The organism is Martinezella paranaensis, from assembly GCF_014200235.1.
Taxonomy (GTDB): Bacteria; Pseudomonadota; Alphaproteobacteria; order Rhizobiales; family Rhizobiaceae; genus Rhizobium; species Rhizobium paranaense.
Map to the genome: position 1 here is coordinate 102,564 of NZ_JACHBI010000013.1, position 17,366 is coordinate 119,929.

The following is a 17,366-nucleotide window of genomic DNA, read 5'->3' on the forward strand; positions in this document are numbered from 1 at the left end:
CGTGAATCGAGACCGAGATAGGGAACGGGTTGAGCGGATTGGCAACCCGCCACTAAAGCGGCAACAAAAATCAAAGATACGAAACGACTGGGAAAATTCACGATGTCCTCATGGGTGTATGGCGACGGCAAATGGCTGCCGGCCACCATAGGCAAGTGCGTGTTTCGCTGTTTGATTCGATGTTAAGAGATGTTTCTCTCGAGCTTTTGGCGATCACAGTCTCGGCTAACCGCGCCAGCCATTCTCTCTCTGGCGGTTAAACGGACAGTGACAGGCCTGACGGATAGATGAAGGGAAATATCCTTGGTTTTATGTGCCTAAGACGAACTTCCGTAATAGTTGATAATACAAGCAATATTGAAGAATAAGAATCCAATTTAATACTAATTAAACCTCCCGCACGAATATTTACATTGCGGCTTTCGTTGGGGCCGGAAACATTTTGGGGAGGGATGATCATGACTATTCTAGGCCGTGGTGCGAATGCTGTCTCGGTTCTTGCTGCGCTTTCAAAATCGCAAGCCATGATCGAATTCGACTTGACGGGCAAAATTCTTATCGCGAACGAGAATTTCTGCCGCGCGCTTGGCTACGATCTCAGCGAGATTGTCGGCAAACACCACAGCATGTTCGTTGAGCCAGCTTATGCTTCCTCTGAGGAATACAAGGCCTTCTGGACGAAACTGTCGGCCGGCAATTTCGATCAGCGTCAGTACAGGCGCATCGCCAAGGGCGGGCGGGAAGTCTGGATCGAGGCATCCTACAATCCCGTTTTTCGTCGCGGAAAACCGGTCAAGGTCGTCAAGATCGCGACCGATATCACGGCTCAAAAGCTGAAGTCGGCAGAAGATGCGGGCAAGATCAACGCTCTTTCGAGAGCACAGGCAATCATTGAATTCACGCCGACCGGTGAGGTGTTGACCGCAAACGATAACTTCCTGTCCGCGCTCGGATATTCCCTTGTTGAAATCCAGGGAAAACATCATTCCATGTTTTGCGATCCCGCCTATGCGGTCTCAGCCGCCTATAAGGAGTTCTGGAGGAAACTTGCAAACGGTGAGCTGTTTGCGGACGAGTTCACGCGCATCGGCAAAGGTGGCCGAAAGGTTTTCATTCAGGCGTCCTACAATCCGATCTTCGATCTGAATGGCAAGGTCTTCAAGGTCGTTAAATTCGCGACCGATGTGACGGGCCGCGTCGAAAACGTCGAGCAGCTCGCTCAATGCCTGACCAATCTCGCGGATGGGGATTTGTCGCAGCGAATGGAGAAGCCCTTCATCCCGTCGCTGGAGCGTTTGCGGACAGACTTCAATGGCGCATCCGGGAAACTGAAGGATGCGATGGGAATTATCGCTCAAAATGCCAAGGCGATTTCAGCGGGTTCAAACGAGATCCGGACTGCCGCAGACAATCTGGCAAAACGAACGGAACAGCAGGCAGCATCTGTCGAAGAGACGGCTGCGGCGCTGGAAGAGATCACAACGACCGTCAAGGATTCGAGCCGTCGTGCGGAAGAGGCCGGCAGGCTGGTCACCCGGACGCGGGATCATGCCGAGCATTCCGGCCAGGTCGTTCGCGATGCCGTTACGGCCATGGGCCAGATTGAAAGCTCTTCCCGCGAAATCTCCAACATCATCGGCGTGATCGATGAGATCGCTTTCCAGACGAACCTTTTGGCACTGAACGCCGGTGTCGAAGCTGCAAGAGCGGGCGAAGCGGGCAAGGGCTTTGCCGTTGTGGCACAGGAAGTCCGCGAGCTTGCGCAGAGATCGGCGACCGCGGCCAAGGAAATCAAAAGCCTGATCACCGCGTCAGGCACCCACGTCGGAAATGGCGTCACTCTTGTTACCAAGGCCGGTGCGGCTCTGGAGGAAATCGCCTCTCAGGTAGGAGAGATCAACGCCAATGTATCCGCGATCGTCGACGCGGCGCGCGAACAATCGACGGCGCTTGGCGAAATCAACCAGGCTGTGAACACGGTTGACCAGAGCACGCAACAGAATGCGGCAATGGTCGAAGAACAGACGGCCGCCAGCCACGGCTTGGCCCGCGAGGCCGCTGCCCTGTTCGAATTGCTCGAGCAATTCCGCTTCGATGATGTTTCAAGACATGGAAATACGTCGGTTCAAAAGGGAAGGGCTGCGGCCTAAGAGTCGAAACTATTGGCTGCGGCAGGCATCAACGCCAGGTGATTTGGGATCTGCGAGAGAGCCGATCCCGTTTTTTCAGCCAAATGCACCGGCATTCGCTATGCGTTAGTGGCATCCGGCCTTGTCTTTTTCACAGCCAATCCGGTTCATCGTCACGAATACGGGCGGATAGCTGTAGTCATGTTTTTTCTTGTCTGTCGCGGCATCGACCAAGGCGACTGCCACCATCGTGACAAGACCGTTGTTGCTTGCTGCCGCCATGCGATCATGGGATGTTTCGTCGAAAGGCTGAACGCTTGCAAAGCCGGTCCTGTAACCTGGGGCCTGGCAGTGGACAGCAACCGGGCGTGATGCATAGCCGTAGTCAGGCACTCGAATTTCTGCCGGAGTCTTCACAGAGGCGCGATACCCCTCGCTATCCAACGCGCAGTCGATGCCTTCCAATTCCGTTCTGGTGGAAAGTTGTGCGTCCTTCTTGCGAACATCTTCGTATGCCCGCACCGTGACGATCTTCTGGCCTTTTAGCGCCGGGATATCCTGACCGGCGGCACGCTGCGGCGCCAGGACATCGCCATATTGCGTGCCCTTCGCGGTCGGTGTGGCCACAACGCTCATAGCGATAGGCTTTGCAGTTTGGCATCCTGCCAATGCTGCGACGATGACAATGGAAATGGCGAAAGAGCGAAATTGTGCTTTCATCATATAGCCTGAAAATTGGAGGAGGCGGTTGTCCAAGTGACTCGCCTAAGGGAGCTGGTTGGAAGACGGATGGATTTATGTCGCGGCTGGCGGCTTCGCTCGTGCGGTCGCACAGCGGCCATCAACCCCGCCTATCGAGATAAATCAAAAGCGCTGCCAACCGATAAATAGAATAGCTTGCATTTTGCGCAATCATATCGTTCTGCGCTAAAAACGATCAGCAGGTTGGGGCAAGCCCGCCTTGCTCCCCGTATTTGCGGCAAGCCACAGCCCACCCCAGGCGATGGTGGGTCCTGTGATGTCTGTGCTTGCCAAAGACTTCGCCGGTCAAACCACTATGCAGGCGCCGGTTGAAGGATCGCGGCTGAAATCAGCGCTTGCGGACGAACTCGGTGCGCAAGACCAGACCCTTGATCGCATCGTGACGGCAATCGATCTCTTCCGGGTTGTCGGTCAGCCGGATTGACCGGATGACAGTTCCCTGCTTCAACGTCTGGCCGGCGCCTTTGACCTTGAGGTCCTTGATCAGGACGACGGAATCCCCGTCTGCGAGAACATTGCCTGCAGCATCGCGAACCTCTGCCGCTTTAGCCTTCTCCGCAGCAATTTCGGAAGCTGGCCGCCACTCGCCGGTTGCCTCGTCATAGATATAGTCGTCGTTCTGGTCGTTCATATTGGTCATTTCTCTTGTCTGGATGCGGTGTGCGCTAGCGCGGGACGGGCCTATGCGAGCCTCTATCGGGTAGAGGTCCTCGTGTAAACCTCGACGATCATTGTTTGAAGTCGTGGCCCGCGGGAAGGTCGTCGGCGCGCATCAGACGTGATCGCCTCGAAAGGGCGCATAAAGAGTAACACCTGATGCCTCGGCTGACAAAGCGATGGCAAGGATCGATTGTCAGGTGGCACAATCAAGCCACGGCGTTTTGTGAAGGCCGCAAGCTTCGTACGAGCAATAAGAACAACCCACGTCTCACCCGGCAAGCGACGCCACTTCTCGCGGAGCATCAACGATGAGGTCCGCGCCAGCAAGTTCGAGCTCTTCGCGGCTACCATAGCCCCAAAGAACACCGACGGCATGCATCCGGTTCGCATGGGCTCCGACGATGTCAAATTTTCTATCGCCGACCATGATGCAGTCTTCGGCGGCCAGGCCGGTATCCCGTAGGATATGCGCTAGCAGTTCAGGCTTATGATCCAGACCGGCTCCGGGTACCGAACCATATATGCCCTGAAACAGGCTAGGCAGTCCGTGATTGTCAAGAATGCGCCGAGCGAAAGTTTCCCGTTTGGAGGTCGCCAAGAAGAGACGGATGCCTCGAGAATGTAGCCCAACGAGCGTTTCCCTGATCTCGGGGTAGAGCTCGCTTAGCAGGAGGCCACGAGTTCCGTAGTCAGATCGATAGGCATCGACTGCTTGCGCGACGCGATCATCGCCGAACGAGCTGAGAAGGTAACGCATCACGTCTTCGATAGGCGGCCCAATAATCGAACGGATATCCATCTCGGGGTCCGTTTCATGACCAAGAGCCCGCAATGCCGCACGGCAGCTCGAAAGGATGCCTGGTTGGGAATCGACCAAGGTGCCGTCGAGATCAAGAAGGATGTTGGAGGCAGAGTAGGGCACAGGAGCTCACTTTCGTTTGGATGGTCGAAACAACGCTATCTGTCAGCACCGGCATGAGGGGGCTCTGCCGCAACTAACTGGGACGAGACTAGAGATCAGCGAAAGGCTGCAGCACGAGGTTCGACCATGATGGCCTCGATCCCGGATGCTTCCTCATCGAAAAAAGACCGCCGTGCTTTACCTAGCCGGTAGTCATCCCACCTGTGCTCGGAGCAAAACCACTGAGCTTCACCGTGCCCGACGTCGTATCCGAGAGCGCCCCATTTCACACAACCTGGGAATTCGCAGAAGTGGTCCTCCGCTGCCTGTTCGTCTGCGGAGCGTGCGATCTTTGCGGTATCATCAGCCATTGGGTGAATCCTTCAAAAGTTGAGCGCGGCCGGAATCGACTTAGGAAGGGTAGATATTCGTTGGTTAACGGGAGGTTTTTCCGCGATAATTTAGCGATCCCTCTAGGCGCCGGCGGAACCGACCGATGTCCTACGGGTTACCCCCGTCGTCCATTGGAGCCGACCATGCCGTTTCCATCACCGCAATCCCAGAATCCACAGCAGCGCATCGAGGAATTGAAGGCGGCAGCCAGAGAGGCCCTGGAAGACGTCATCGCCTCTGCGAACAAAGCGGGGTGGGGCACTCGAGAGGTACACGTCGCACTGGTCGAGGCGGCCCACTCTCTCGAGAACGCCAACAGTGCTAACCCGGATACTGCTGGTGATCCTCCCAGCGGCGATGCTGTTCGCGAACAGATCGGACACGGTGAACAATTCGACTAAGGAGCGGCGCCGGCCTCGATGGCCACTGAAAGCAATTTGGGGCTGTTTCCGACCAGGTGGAAAAACAGATGCTGCAGATGGAACGACCAAGGCAAGAGGACATCTGATCGGCCGCTGCGCTTCAAGCAAATCCCTATAGACCTTCGCGAGTGATTTTCATCACATTCGGGCGGGCTTGCTTGCTCCGCAAGTGACAACAATCTTGTGAAAAATCCAAGACTAGGGCACAATTTGTGAATGCACCTGAAGTGCGGAGCCAACTCAGATACGGCCGTCTCGCGCCGCGTGAGAGCTCGCGTGGGAGGGTGGCGTCGATGGATCAGGGGTTCTTTCTTCTGTTCGCTGCGGTGTCCGTGATTGCGGCCCTGACGGTGGTCGTCGCGCGGAATCCGGTTCATAGCGCATTGGCGCTGATGGCTTGTTTCCTGCAGATCTCCGCAATTTTCGTCTTACTCGGGGCACCGTTGCTCGCGGTCATCCAGATCTTCGTCTATGTCGGCGCGATCATGGTGCTGTTCCTATTCGTGATCATGATGATCGATGTGCGCGAAGCGGCGTTGCAGCGGTTCTTGCCGGGTGGCAATCTGCCGGCTCTGGTGCTCCTCGTTCTGCTTGGGGTCGAGATGCTCGTGCTGGTGCTCCGGAGCCACCGCTTTTCGATCACGGAGCCCGTCGCTGCGCGTGGCGGTGATCAGATCAGGCAGCTCAGCACGACACTTTTCGCCGACTATCTCCTGCCGTTTGAAGTCGCCTCCGTCATTCTGCTGGCCGCTCTGATCGGCGCCATTGTTCTGGCGCGAAAGGAGTCGGAGTAATGGTTCCGCTCTGGTGGTATATTTTGCTCGCAGTGGTCCTGTTCGTGATCGGGGCGGCAGGGGTGTTGCTCAGGCGCAATATTCTGGTGGTGCTGATGTCGCTGGAGCTGCTGCTCAACTCGGTCAACATCAACTTCATCGCCTTTGGGCGTCAGTATGACGATTTCCGCGGGCAGATCTTCGCGATCTTCGTCATCGCAATTACCGCGGCCGAGGTTGCCGTGGCCCTCGGCATCTTGGTCGCCCTTGTGCGGAACAAATCCACCCTCAAGGTCGACGACGTGACCATGATGAAAGGATAGCGGCTTGGACCCGGTGATATCGATCCGGCCACTGCTTGCCGTCGCCGTCCCAGGCCTGGCGGCGCTGATGATTCTGCTCTTAAACAACCGCGAAAAACTCCGCGATCTCGTCTCGCCATTGGCCGCAATCGTCCTGTTCGCGCTTGTCGCCTCGATGGCCCCCACGGTGCTTTCGGGCGGGACCGTCGATTTGCGCCTGTTCGAAATCTTGCCGGGCGTCGAGTTCGCGTTCCGGGCTGATGCGCTCGGCATGGTCTTCGCCACCATCTCGTCGCTTCTGTGGATCGTGGCTGCGATCTATTCCATCGGCTACATGCGACATCTTAAGGAGCACGCGCAGACCCGCTTCTTCGCCTGTTTCGCCACCAGTCTCGCGGCGGCCGTTGGGGGCGCCTTCGCCGCCAATCTGTTCACCTTGGTCGTCTTCTACGAAGTGCTCAGCCTCGTTACCTATCCGCTCGTCTACCACCATGAAGACGAAGAGGGATGGAAGGGCGCCCACAAGTATCTTGTCTATTTGATGGGGACCTCGAAAAGTGTGCTGCTTGCCGCACTGGCGCTGACCTACTCCATTGCGGGGTCGCTCGATTTTGTAGAAGGAGGGCTGTTGGCGGGCGCCAATGCCTCCGCGGCGCTGCTGACGGTCGTCTATTTTTGCTATCTTTTTGGCTTCGCCAAGGCTGCGGTGATGCCGATGCATGCCTGGCTGCCGGCCGCGATGGTGGCTCCGACGCCGGTCAGCGCGCTCCTGCATGCGGTAGCCGTGGTCAAGATGGGCGTGTTTTGCTTGCTGCGGGTGGTGTTCCATGTCTTCGGCATCAAGCTGGTTGGCGAGCTGGGCCTCGGCATCGCCACAGCCTATCTGGTTTCGTTCACGATCCTGATGGCGTCGATCTATGCCTTGACGCGGGACGACTTGAAGGCGCGGCTTGCCTATTCGACAGTCAGCCAGCTTTCCTACATCGTGCTGGGCGCGGTTCTGCTGTCGCCGGTCGCGATGGTCGGCGGTATTGTCCACATGGCTGCGCACGCATTCTCAAAGATCACGCTGTTTTTCTGCGCCGGGTCGATCTATTGCGCGTCCGGCAAGCGAAACATCAGCGACATGGCCGGTATCGGCCGCAGGCTGCCCTGGACGATGGGCGCATTTTTCATCGCTTCGTTGAGCATGATCGGGATACCGCCGACCGCGGGCTTCATCAGCAAATGGTATCTGACCATGGGCTCCGTAGAGGCAGGACAGATATCGTTCCTGGCCGTGCTCCTGGTGAGCTCGATCCTGAATGCAGCCTATTTCCTGCCGGTCAGCTACGCCGCCTTTTTCGGGACGGAGGCGGAGGAAAGCCCGGCGACGGTTCGTGAAATTCCGATGGTCACGATCCCGCTTGTCGCGACCGCCATCCTGTCCGTGCTGATGGGCATTTTTCCCGGCTATTTCCTCACCCTGGCGGACGGAGTGGTCAAATGATCAAGCGTGTCATCGACTTCTTTGGTGATGAAGGCTATGCGAGGCGGCGGCGCCAACTATTCTATCTAGCGCTCATTCTGATCGTCGCGGCTGACTTTCTGGTCTCTCATGAACACGCCGAATATCTGTGGGATCGCCTGCCTGGCTGGTCCTCCGTTTACGGCTTCGGCTCCTGCATATTGATCATCTTCGTTTCGAAGTTTCTCGGCCATCGGGCCGGGCTGATGCGGCGCGAGGATTATTATGACTGACTTCATCCACCCGGCTCTGCTCTTCATCCTCGGCGCTCTGCCGATCCCGTTCCTCGGCGGGGCGATCCGCAAAGTCTATCTGCTGGTAATCCCGGCGCTGGCGATCCTCGCCGTGCTCATGATGCAGCCCGGCAGCTATGGCGAGGTGAGATTCATTGGGCAGGAACTCCTGATCGCGAAGGTCGACAAGCTCAGCATCGTCTTTGCCACCGTTTTCACCATCATGGCGCTGATCGGCATGGTCTATGCGCTACACCTGACGGATGCTGGCCAGCATGTGGCGGCCTACATCTATGTCGGCGGCGCGCTCGGTGTGGTGTTCGCCGGTGACTACCTGACCCTCTACATGTTCTGGGAAGCCATGGCATTCGCTTCCGCCTACCTGGTTTTCGCGCAACGCGGCGGGCCGGCGATCCGGGCGGGGTTCCGGTATCTCATGGTCCATATCACTGGCGGCGTTGTTCTGCTCGGCGGTATCATTCTCCATGGCCTCGCCACTGGCTCGTTGCTCTTTGGTCCAATGGAAAGGGGGGCGATCGAGGGTGGAATGGGCGTGGGCGCTTACATGATCCTCGCCGGGTTCATCCTCAACGCGGCGGTGCCGCCACTCAACGCATGGCTAACCGATGCTTATCCGGAGGCGACGATTACCGGGGCGGTGTTCATGAGTGCTTTCACGACCAAGACCGCCGTCTATGTCCTGGCGCGGGCGTTTCCAGGCACCGAGCTTCTGGTTTGGCTCGGCACGGCGATGGCGCTCTACGGCGTCGTCTACGCGGTGCTCGAGAACGACTGCCGGCGGCTTCTCGCCTATCACATCGTCAGCCAGGTGGGCTACATGGTGGCGGGCATCGGCATAGGGACCGAGATGGCGATAAACGGAGCCACCAGCCATGCCTTTGCGCATATTCTCTATAAGGCCCTGCTCTTCATGGGCGCCGGGGCGGTGATCTACGTCACCGGGCGGCGCAAGCTCACGGAGCTTGGCGGGCTCTACAAGACCATGCCGTTGACGGTGGCGCTTTACATGGTCGGCGCTTTCGCGATCTCGGCATTTCCGTTCTTCTCGGGCTTTGTCACCAAATCAATGGTGATAGCCGCCGCCGGAGCGGATCATCGGGCGCTGGTGGTACTGGCGCTGACGATGGCGTCGTCCGGGACGTTCCTGCACACCGGGCTCAAGCTCCCCTATTACATGTTTTTTGGCACGGATCGGAAAATCGAGGCGAAGGAACCGCCACGCAACATGCTGGTTGCGATGGCCATGGCGGCGGTGCTCTGCATCGCGATCGGAGTGTTCCCACAGCCGCTCTATGCGCTTCTGCCTTATCCGGTCGACTTCGAACCCTACACAAGCCTCCATGTGACGGAAAGCCTCGGCCTCTTGATGTTCACCGCCCTGGGGTTCGTATTGTTCCTCAAGGCGCTCGATCCCGAGAACACGATCAGCATCGATACCGACTGGTTCTATCGCAAGGGTGCGCGGTGCTTCATGTGGCTCGCCGAAAAACCGCTGGAGCGCTACGAGAAGGCGGTGAGCGATGTGTCCGAGACCGCAGCGCTGCCCTTCCTGCATGGCGCGGCGCGGACCGGGCTGTGGATTGATCTCACCGGCGTGGATGCTGTCGTGAACGGCGTTGCTCGCTCGATTTTGCGCGGTGGCGGGGCGCTGCGGCGGCTCCAGACGGGCGTCGTCACCCATTATGTGCTGGCGATGATTGCCGGTGTGATCGCAGCTACCGTCGTTTTCGCCGTGGTCTGGCGGTAGGGGGTGCGATGGGATTCCCGCTTCTTAGTCTCATCATCTTCACGCCTGCCGCCGGCGCAGCGGTTTTGATGTTTCTGCGCAACGACGACGCGGCACGCTGGACAGCACTCTTCGTCACCGTCCTCGATCTTGCTCTCTGCATTGTCATGCTTGCTGGTTTTGACACCACCACCCACGCGATGCAGTTCACCGAGACGCGACTTTGGGTGCCCGCACTCGGGATCACCTATGCCCTTGGCATCGATGGAATCAGCGCGCTCTTCGTGTTCCTAACGGCGCTCTTGGGCGGGATCTGCGTGCTCGCCTCGTGGAGAGCGATCGACCGCAAGGTGAAGGAGTTCATGGTCACTCTGCTGGTCATGCAGACTCTGATGCTAGGGGTGTTCTGCGCGCTCGACCTCTTCCTGTTCTACGTCTTCTGGGAGGCCATGCTGATCCCGATGTATCTGATCATCGGCGTCTGGGGCGGCGACGGCCGGGTCTATGCAGCGTTCAAATTCTTCCTCTACACGCTGGCGGGCAGTCTTCTGTTCCTGATCGGCGTCATCGTGCTCTATCTCCACGGCGGCAAGACCTTCGACATCCTTGCACTCACAGCACAGGATTTGCCGTTCCGGGTGCAGTCCTGGCTGTTCTTCGCCTTCCTGATCGCCTTCGCGGTCAAAGTGCCGATGGTCCCGGTTCACACCTGGCTGCCGGATGCTCATGTGCAGGCGCCGACGGCGGGCAGCATCATCCTCGCCGGCGTACTCTTGAAGATGGGCGCCTATGGATTTCTGCGGTTCTCGCTGCCGATGCTGCCGCAGGCGTCGGTGTATTATTCGCCGCTGATGCTAGGGCTTTCGGCGCTTGCGATCGTCTATGGCGGATTGCTTGCGCTGGCGCAGGATGATCTGAAAAAGCTGGTGGCCTATTCCAGCATCAGCCATATGGGCTTCGTCACGCTGGGAATTTTTGCGCTGAACCTCCGCGGGCTAGAGGGCGGTATTCTGCAAATGTTCAATCATGGCGTAACAACGGGCGCGTTGTTCCTGTTTGTTGGCCTGATCTACGAGCGGACACATACTCGCAGCATCGCGGACTATGGCGGTTTGATGAAGGTGGCGCCGGTTTACACCGCGTTTCTTGCGCTGTTCACCCTGTCGTCAATGGCACTGCCGGGAACGAATTCATTCGTGGGAGAGCTGCTGGTGCTGTCGGGTGGGTTTGCCGTCAATCTGGCGGCCGGCGCGGCAGCCATTTTGGGCGCGTTGCTGGGTGCGGCCTATCTGCTTGGCATGTATGGGAAAGTTGCACTCGGTCCGCCCAGCATCGGCATTCGGTTCAAGATACGCGATGTGAATGCCCGCGAAATGGCTGCGATCTTGCCACTGGCTGTCTTCGTGCTTTGGGTCGGGCTCTACCCGAAACCGTTTCTCAGCATCATCGATGTCTCGGTAAAGCATCTGTTGGCCCATGTACACGGTGAGGGGAGCGGCCAATGACCGACGCAGCACTTCTCCAGTCGATCCTGGCGAGCATACCCGAGATCGTGGTGGTCACCGGAGCTTGCATCCTGCTGATCCTGGGACAGTTCGTGCGAAAGGAGCAGGAATATTTCCTTGTCTGGGCTTCGGTCGTGATCGTGCTGATTGCCGCCCTGGCAACCCTCATGCTGGCAAGCGAAGTGCGACCGGCTTACGAGGGCATGTTCATCGTCGACCGCTTCGCGGTCTTCTTCAAGTTCGTGTTCTACCTGGCCACTGTTCTGACATTCCTCCTTTCACGAAAATATGCCGATATCGAGGGGATCGGGAGTAGCGAATATTACGTCCTCCTGCTCTTTGCGCTTTCGGGAATGATGATCATGGCATCGGCGACCGATCTCCTGTCGATCTATGTGGGCCTCGAACTTATGGTGCTTTGCACCTACGTGCTGACCGGCTTCTTGCGCCAGCAACGGCGGTCGAACGAAGCGGCGCTGAAATATGTGATCCTCGGCTCGGTCTCGACCGGGATTTTCCTTTTCGGCGTTTCTCTGGTCTATGGACTCACCGGTACGACGCAGCTCGACGGGATGGCTGCGGCGGTGACCGGTGATCCGCTTGATCCCGGATTACTGCTGGCGGTGGTTTTCATCGTCGCGGGGCTGGTCTTCAAAGTCGGTGCGGTCCCGTTCCACATGTGGGTGCCAGACATTTATGAAGGCGCGCCGACGACGATTACGGCCTTCATGTCAGTAGGCCCCAAGGCGGCGGGGTTTGCGGTGATCCTGCGCGTGTTCCTCAATCCGCTGGTCGCAGCCTCGAACGTTTGGATCATCGTTGCGGTCATTGCGGTGGCGACGATGGCACTTGGCAGTTTCGTGGCGCTGGTGCAGGATAATTTCAAGCGCCTCCTGGCCTATTCCAGCATCGCCCATGCCGGGTTCGCGATTTTCGGCGTGGCCGCCGGCGGTCCGGACGGCATCGCCAGCGTCATGCTCTACCTACTGATCTACTCTTTCATGAACCTCGGCATTTTCGCTACCATCATCATGATGCGGAATGGCGATTTTTCGGGTGAGGTCATCGAAGACTATGCGGGTTTGGCCAAGTCGCATCCCGGGCTTGCGCTTCTGATGCTGCTCTATCTCTTCTCTTTGGCCGGCATTCCGCCGACAGCCGGGTTCTTCGCCAAGTTCTATGTTCTGGTTGCGCTCGTCGAGCGGGGTTTCGTCACGCTGGCGGTGATCGCGGTGCTGCTGAGCGCCGTTGCCGCATACTTCTACATCCGTATCGTCATGGTGATCTATATGCGTGAGCCAGGGAGGGCCTTCTCTCCGGCGCTGACGCCATTGGTGCGGGCCACGCTCGCCTTTACCGCCGCCGGCACAATCGGTATCGGCATATTTCCATCGTGGTTTCTGAGGCTTGCCCAACATTCGCTGTTTGGCGGCTGATCAATTGGATTTGCAATGACCCGCCCGACGGAATAAACTGACAACTCAGGAAAGGATTGCCCAAACCGCTTTCCGGAGCGACCGCTTTACTGGTCCCAAACGAGGTCGGTCGCCGCCCGAGGAAGCCCCCAGTTGGGTGACCGGTGCAGTGTGATATGACTGCAATGGAATTCTTGCCGGTTCTTTTCATGGTCGCTGGAGTGACTCTGGTGGCGGGAGTGACGCTTTTCGTCTCCTCGCTACTGCGCCCATCCAATCCCTATCCTGCGAAGAACATGCCCTATGAATGCGGGATGGACGCAGCGGGAGAGGCTGCCGGCGGCCGCTTCAGAGTGCCGTTTTTTATTCTCGCCATCCTGCTGGTCGTCTTCGATGTCGAAGCGATGTTCCTCTTTCCGTGGGCTGTCGTCCTGAAAGAGATCGGGCTGGTCGGCTATGTCGAGATGTTCGTCTTCATGTTGCTGCTTCTCGTGGGCTTCGCCTACGCCTGGCTGAAGGGAGCGCTTGAATGGGAGGCGTAAACGATGCGATCCGCGACAGCGTGCTTTTCACGACGGCCGACAGCATTATTAGCTGGAGTCGAAGGTCGGCGCTGTGGCCCGAGACCTTCGGAATTGCCTGCTGCGCCATCGAGATGATTTCGGCGGGGTGCGCGCGCTATGATCTTGATCGCTTCGGCGTGGTGTTCCGTCCTTCGCCGCGGCAGTCCGATGTAATGATCATCGCCGGTACAGTGACCCGGAAATTCGCGCCCGTCGTGCGGCGGCTTTATGATCAGATGCCGGAACCGCGCTGGGTGATCGCAATGGGCACCTGCGCTATTTCAGGCGGGGTCTACAACACCTACGCCGTGGTCCAGGGGTCGGAAACCTTCGTGCCCGTCGACGTGCATGTGCCCGGCTGTCCGCCGCGGCCGGAGGCGCTGATGCATGGCTTTCTCCTGCTTCAAGAGAAGATCAAAAGATCCCGCGCGCTGGCCGGGACGCCTCTCGATCGGGTTGCAACGTCATGAGTGTGGAACCGCTTCTCAATACCGCCTTGATCATGGAGCGTTTCGGCGAAGTAATCGAGGACCTCGGCGTCGCGCATGGTATTCACGTCTTTGCTATTCCACCTGCAAAGATCGTCGAGTTCTGCCGGTTTCTGAAAGAACATCCGGCGCTGCAATTCAATTTCCTCTCGGACATCTGCGGGGTTGATCATTACCCCGAAACGCCGCGGTTCGAGGCGGTGTATCACCTCTATTCGCTACCCAACAGGTGGCGGGTTCGCATCAAATGCCGGCTCGGCGATCCGCCGCAGGTTCCCTCGGTCACAGGCGTCTGGCGTACGGCCAACTGGCATGAGCGTGAGGCGTGGGACATGTATGGCATCAGGTTCGAGGGCCATCCCGATCTGCGCCGCATCTACATGTGGGAGGGTTTCCAGGGCTTTCCCCAGCGCAAGGATTTCCCCCTGCGTGGCTACAAGGACAAATTGAATCCCTTCGGTGCTGAAGGCCCGCCCCCAACGCAGCCCGACCTCGCGACTAGGGACATTCCACAGGGAGGCCGTTCGACGCCGGAAAGTTGAGATGACCGAAGTCACCGAGCTCAGCAGGCCGGAAGGCGAAGCGCTCAATACCAGGGAAGTGCTTCTCAATCTCGGCCCGCAGCACCCCAGCACTCACGGGGTTCTCCGGCTCGTCCTCGAACTGGATGGCGAGTGCGTCGAGCGCGTGGACCCGCATATCGGCTACCTTCATCGCGGCACCGAAAAGCTGGCGGAGAGTTTCACCTATACCCAGATTTTTCCGTTGACGGACCGGCTCGACTATCTCTGCCCGCCTTCGAACAACCTGGCCTTTGCGCTGGCGGTGGAGAAACTCCTCGGCATAGAAGCACCGCCGCGGGCGCAATATATCCGCGTGATGATGGCCGAGCTGGCGCGGATTTCCGGCCATCTCCTGATCACCGGCGCGTTGCCGATGGACCTCGGCGCCATGACCGCGCTCCTTTACGCCATGCGCGAGCGCGAAATGATCATGGACCTGATGGAAATGATTACTGGTGCGCGCATGCACACCTCATTTTGCAGGGTTGGCGGGTTACGCGAAGACCTGCCCGACGGTTTCCTTCCGAAGATCAGGGAATTCTGCGATATCTTCCCGAACCGGATTCGCGACTATGAGCGGTTGCTCGAAGATAACAGGGTGTTCCTCAAGCGCACCGAAGGAGTCGGCGTAATCTCTGCCGAGGACGCTATCGATCTCGGCCTGAGCGGCCCGAACCTGCGTGCTTCCGGAGTAGACTGGGACATCCGGCGCGACGAGCCCTACGAAATTTATGATCGGGTCGATTTCAACGTCATCACTCGCAAAGAGGGCGATTGCTACGCGCGCTGGCGGTGCCGGGTCGACGAGATGCGCGAAAGCATCCGGATTATCGAACAATGCATAGAACAGATGCCCGAGGGGCCGTTCCAGATCGACATGCCGACAATCGCCTTCCCGCTGGACAAGCATCGGGTGCACTGCTCGATGGAGGCGCTCATCCAGCATTTCGACCTGTCGGCCTACGGCTTCAAAGTGCCGAAGGGCGAGGTCTATTCGGCGATCGAAGCGCCGAAAGGCGAGCTCGGCTTCTACATTATCAGCGACGGGTCGCCAAAGCCGTTCCGCATGAAGGTGCGGGCGCCCTCTTTCGTAAACCTTCAGGCACTTTTCGGGGTCACCAACGCCCGCTACCTGGCGGACATGATCGCCGTGCTCGGCAGCCTCGACCCCGTGATGGCAGAGGTGGACAAGTAGCAAGGGATTTGGACGCGATGACCATGCGGGAAAAGATCGAAGAAGCAGCAGTGCGGTATCCCAACCGGCGCTCGGCGATCATGCCCGCGCTTCTGATCGCCCAGAGAGAACATGGCCATCTGCCCGGTCCGGTGTTGGAAGAGGTTGCGGACATTCTAGGGGTCGAGCGGATCTGGGTCTACGAACTGGCGACCTTCTACACCCACTTCCATGCGGAGCCAGTGGGGATGTTCCACCTGCAGCTCTGCGACAATGTTTCCTGCATGCTATGCGGGTCCGACAACCTGCTGAAGTATTTGGAAACGGTGCTGGGGATCAAGAAGGGCGGCACTACCCCGGACGGACTGTTCACGCTTTCGACCGTCGAATGCCTCGGGGCTTGCGAGATGGCTCCGACGATGCAGGTCGGCGACGACTATCACGGCAACCTCGACATCGCGCGGATCGATGCACTCTTGAACCGCCTTCGGGCGACAGCCGGGCGGGCAGCGGGCATTGAGCACGCCTCTGCGCGACCGCAGGGAGCATAGCGCCATGTTCGAGCAGGTTCTTCTCAAAAATATCGGCGTGCCGGACGGCCATTTACTCTCGACCTATGAGGCTGGCGGCGGCTACCAGGCGCTGGCAAAGGTGCTGCGCGAGTACACGCCCGACGAGGTCGTCGAACTCGTCAAGAAGTCCAACCTGCGTGGTCGCGGCGGTGCCGGATTCCCCACGGGCATGAAATGGAGCTTCGTGCCGAAGCGGGTCGATAAGCCGAAATATCTGTGCTGCAACGCCGACGAGGGCGAGCCGGGTACCTTCAAGGACCGGATCATCATGGAGCGTGACCCGCATCAGCTCATCGAGGGGCTGGCGGTTAGCGCTTACGCGATTGGAGCCGAAACCGCCTATGTCTATATTCGCGGAGAATACGTAACGGCGATACGGCGCTTGGAGCAGGCGATCGCCGAGGCTCATGAAAAGCACTACCTCGGAAGGGGCATTCTGGGCTCGGACTTCAATTTCACCGTACACATTCACTGCGGCGCGGGCGCCTATATCTGCGGCGAGGAGACTGCGATGCTCGAGTCGCTCGAGGGCAAGCGGGCTCAGCCGCGATTGAAACCGCCATTTCCGGCTGTGGCCGGGCTCTATGCCAGTCCAACCGTTATCAACAATGTCGAGACACTGGTCTGCGTGCCGCATATCGTTATGCGGGGGGCTGATTGGTTCCGTGATGTCGGCCCGGAGAAGAGCCCCGGCCCGAAGCTCTATTGCCTCAGCGGGCAGGTGCGCAGGCCCGGCCTCTTCGAGTTGCCGATGGGCATACCGCTGCGCGAACTGGTCGAGGACCACGCCGGTGGCGCGCTGCCGGAGCGTAAGATCAAGGCTGTGATCCCCGGTGGGGTTTCGGCGCCGCTGATCCCGGAGCGCGGTCTGGACGTGGGAATGGACTTCGACTCGCTGGCCGCTGTCGGCTCGATGCTCGGTTCGGCCGGGGTCATCGTGATCGACGACTCGACCTGCGTAGTCAGGGTCGCCACCAGGATCATCGAGTTCTTCCATCATGAGTCCTGCGGCAAATGCACCCCTTGCCGTGAAGGGTTGAACTGGGTCGTGAAGGTGCTACGCCGGATTGAGGCCGGGGAGGGCGCACCGGGCGACCTCGAACAGCTAAAGGCGCTCTGCAAGGGCATTTTCGGCAATACGTTTTGTGCTCTGGGCGACGGCGCGGCCATGGGGCTGCGGGCGGCGCTGGAGCATTTCGAATCTGAATTCGTCGCCCATATCGAGGAGCGGAGGTGCCCGTTTCACTAGGGAACGCG

The 17,366-nt window shown here is 58.7% G+C and carries 18 protein-coding genes and 1 pseudogene; 15 read left to right on the forward strand and 4 right to left on the reverse strand.

Translation table 11 applies throughout. From position 1 onward, the window contains the following. Positions 1 to 458: 458 nt before the first annotated feature. A pseudogene (locus tag GGD50_RS25630) lies at positions 459 to 2,138 on the forward strand (methyl-accepting chemotaxis protein); the annotation flags it as partial. Between the two features lie 117 nt (positions 2,139 to 2,255). On the opposite strand, the gene GGD50_RS25635 reads toward GGD50_RS25630, so the two are convergent. From GGD50_RS25635 to GGD50_RS25650, 4 genes are all read right to left on the reverse strand, one after another. Next, positions 2,256 to 2,885, reverse strand: coding sequence for a hypothetical protein (locus GGD50_RS25635; protein WP_183939972.1), 630 nt, complete (start codon positions 2,883 to 2,885; stop codon positions 2,256 to 2,258). 334 nt (positions 2,886 to 3,219) lie between these two features. Continuing rightward, positions 3,220 to 3,522: an alkylphosphonate utilization protein gene (locus GGD50_RS25640; RefSeq protein ID WP_183940066.1), complete on the reverse strand. Its 303-nt coding sequence runs from the start codon at positions 3,520 to 3,522 to the stop codon at positions 3,220 to 3,222. A gap of 297 nt (positions 3,523 to 3,819) precedes the next feature. Continuing rightward, entirely contained in the window at positions 3,820 to 4,473 is a 654-nt protein-coding gene (locus GGD50_RS25645; RefSeq protein WP_183939974.1) for an HAD hydrolase-like protein, read from the reverse strand. Positions 4,474 to 4,568: 95 nt separating this feature from the next. Then, entirely contained in the window at positions 4,569 to 4,823 is a 255-nt protein-coding gene (locus GGD50_RS25650; RefSeq protein ID WP_183940071.1) for a hypothetical protein, read from the reverse strand. A gap of 165 nt (positions 4,824 to 4,988) precedes the next feature. On the opposite strand from GGD50_RS25650, the gene GGD50_RS25655 reads away from it, so the two are divergent. The 14 genes from GGD50_RS25655 (at position 4,989) to nuoF (ending at position 17,358) form a co-directional block, all read left to right on the forward strand. After that, positions 4,989 to 5,246, forward strand: a complete 258-nt coding sequence (locus GGD50_RS25655) for a hypothetical protein (protein WP_183939976.1) — start codon at positions 4,989 to 4,991, stop codon at positions 5,244 to 5,246. A 314-nt stretch (positions 5,247 to 5,560) separates the two neighbouring features. After that, on the forward strand, positions 5,561 to 6,061 hold the full coding sequence (locus tag GGD50_RS25660; RefSeq protein WP_183939978.1) for an NADH-quinone oxidoreductase subunit J: 501 nt from the start codon (positions 5,561 to 5,563) through the stop codon (positions 6,059 to 6,061). After that, complete coding sequence (nuoK, locus tag GGD50_RS25665; protein WP_183939980.1) at positions 6,061 to 6,363, forward strand: NADH-quinone oxidoreductase subunit NuoK; 303 nt, start codon at positions 6,061 to 6,063, stop codon at positions 6,361 to 6,363. Before GGD50_RS25660 ends, nuoK begins: the two co-directional genes overlap by 1 nt. A 4-nt stretch (positions 6,364 to 6,367) precedes the next feature. Then, positions 6,368 to 7,831, forward strand: coding sequence for a monovalent cation/H+ antiporter subunit D family protein (locus GGD50_RS25670; RefSeq protein ID WP_183939982.1), 1,464 nt, complete (start codon positions 6,368 to 6,370; stop codon positions 7,829 to 7,831). Then, positions 7,828 to 8,082, forward strand: coding sequence for a hypothetical protein (locus GGD50_RS25675; protein WP_183939984.1), 255 nt, complete (start codon positions 7,828 to 7,830; stop codon positions 8,080 to 8,082). Before GGD50_RS25670 ends, GGD50_RS25675 begins: the two co-directional genes overlap by 4 nt. Beyond that, the gene (locus GGD50_RS25680; protein WP_183939986.1) at positions 8,075 to 9,850 is read left to right on the forward strand and encodes a Na(+)/H(+) antiporter subunit D; all 1,776 of its coding nucleotides are present in this window, start codon (positions 8,075 to 8,077) and stop codon (positions 9,848 to 9,850) included. Before GGD50_RS25675 ends, GGD50_RS25680 begins: the two co-directional genes overlap by 8 nt. 8 nt (positions 9,851 to 9,858) lie before the next feature. Continuing rightward, positions 9,859 to 11,334, forward strand: coding sequence for an NADH-quinone oxidoreductase subunit M (locus GGD50_RS25685; RefSeq protein WP_183939988.1), 1,476 nt, complete (start codon positions 9,859 to 9,861; stop codon positions 11,332 to 11,334). After that, positions 11,331 to 12,770: an NADH-quinone oxidoreductase subunit N gene (locus GGD50_RS25690; RefSeq protein ID WP_183939990.1), complete on the forward strand. Its 1,440-nt coding sequence runs from the start codon at positions 11,331 to 11,333 to the stop codon at positions 12,768 to 12,770. The genes GGD50_RS25685 and GGD50_RS25690 overlap by 4 nt, the downstream gene beginning before the upstream one ends. Positions 12,771 to 12,925: 155 nt before the next feature. Beyond that, entirely contained in the window at positions 12,926 to 13,291 is a 366-nt protein-coding gene (locus tag GGD50_RS25695; protein ID WP_183939992.1) for an NADH-quinone oxidoreductase subunit A, read from the forward strand. After that, complete coding sequence (nuoB, locus tag GGD50_RS25700; protein WP_183939994.1) at positions 13,279 to 13,782, forward strand: NADH-quinone oxidoreductase subunit NuoB; 504 nt, start codon at positions 13,279 to 13,281, stop codon at positions 13,780 to 13,782. Before GGD50_RS25695 ends, nuoB begins: the two co-directional genes overlap by 13 nt. Beyond that, on the forward strand, positions 13,779 to 14,342 hold the full coding sequence (locus GGD50_RS25705) for an NADH-quinone oxidoreductase subunit C (protein ID WP_183939996.1): 564 nt from the start codon (positions 13,779 to 13,781) through the stop codon (positions 14,340 to 14,342). Before nuoB ends, GGD50_RS25705 begins: the two co-directional genes overlap by 4 nt. A 1-nt stretch (position 14,343) precedes the next feature. After that, complete coding sequence (nuoD, locus tag GGD50_RS25710; RefSeq protein ID WP_183939998.1) at positions 14,344 to 15,558, forward strand: NADH dehydrogenase (quinone) subunit D; 1,215 nt, start codon at positions 14,344 to 14,346, stop codon at positions 15,556 to 15,558. A gap of 17 nt (positions 15,559 to 15,575) precedes the next feature. Continuing rightward, positions 15,576 to 16,088: an NADH-quinone oxidoreductase subunit NuoE gene (nuoE, locus tag GGD50_RS25715; protein ID WP_183939999.1), complete on the forward strand. Its 513-nt coding sequence runs from the start codon at positions 15,576 to 15,578 to the stop codon at positions 16,086 to 16,088. A gap of 4 nt (positions 16,089 to 16,092) precedes the next feature. Further along, the gene (gene nuoF, locus GGD50_RS25720) at positions 16,093 to 17,358 is read left to right on the forward strand and encodes an NADH-quinone oxidoreductase subunit NuoF (protein ID WP_183940001.1); all 1,266 of its coding nucleotides are present in this window, start codon (positions 16,093 to 16,095) and stop codon (positions 17,356 to 17,358) included. Positions 17,359 to 17,366: the final 8 nt, after the last annotated feature.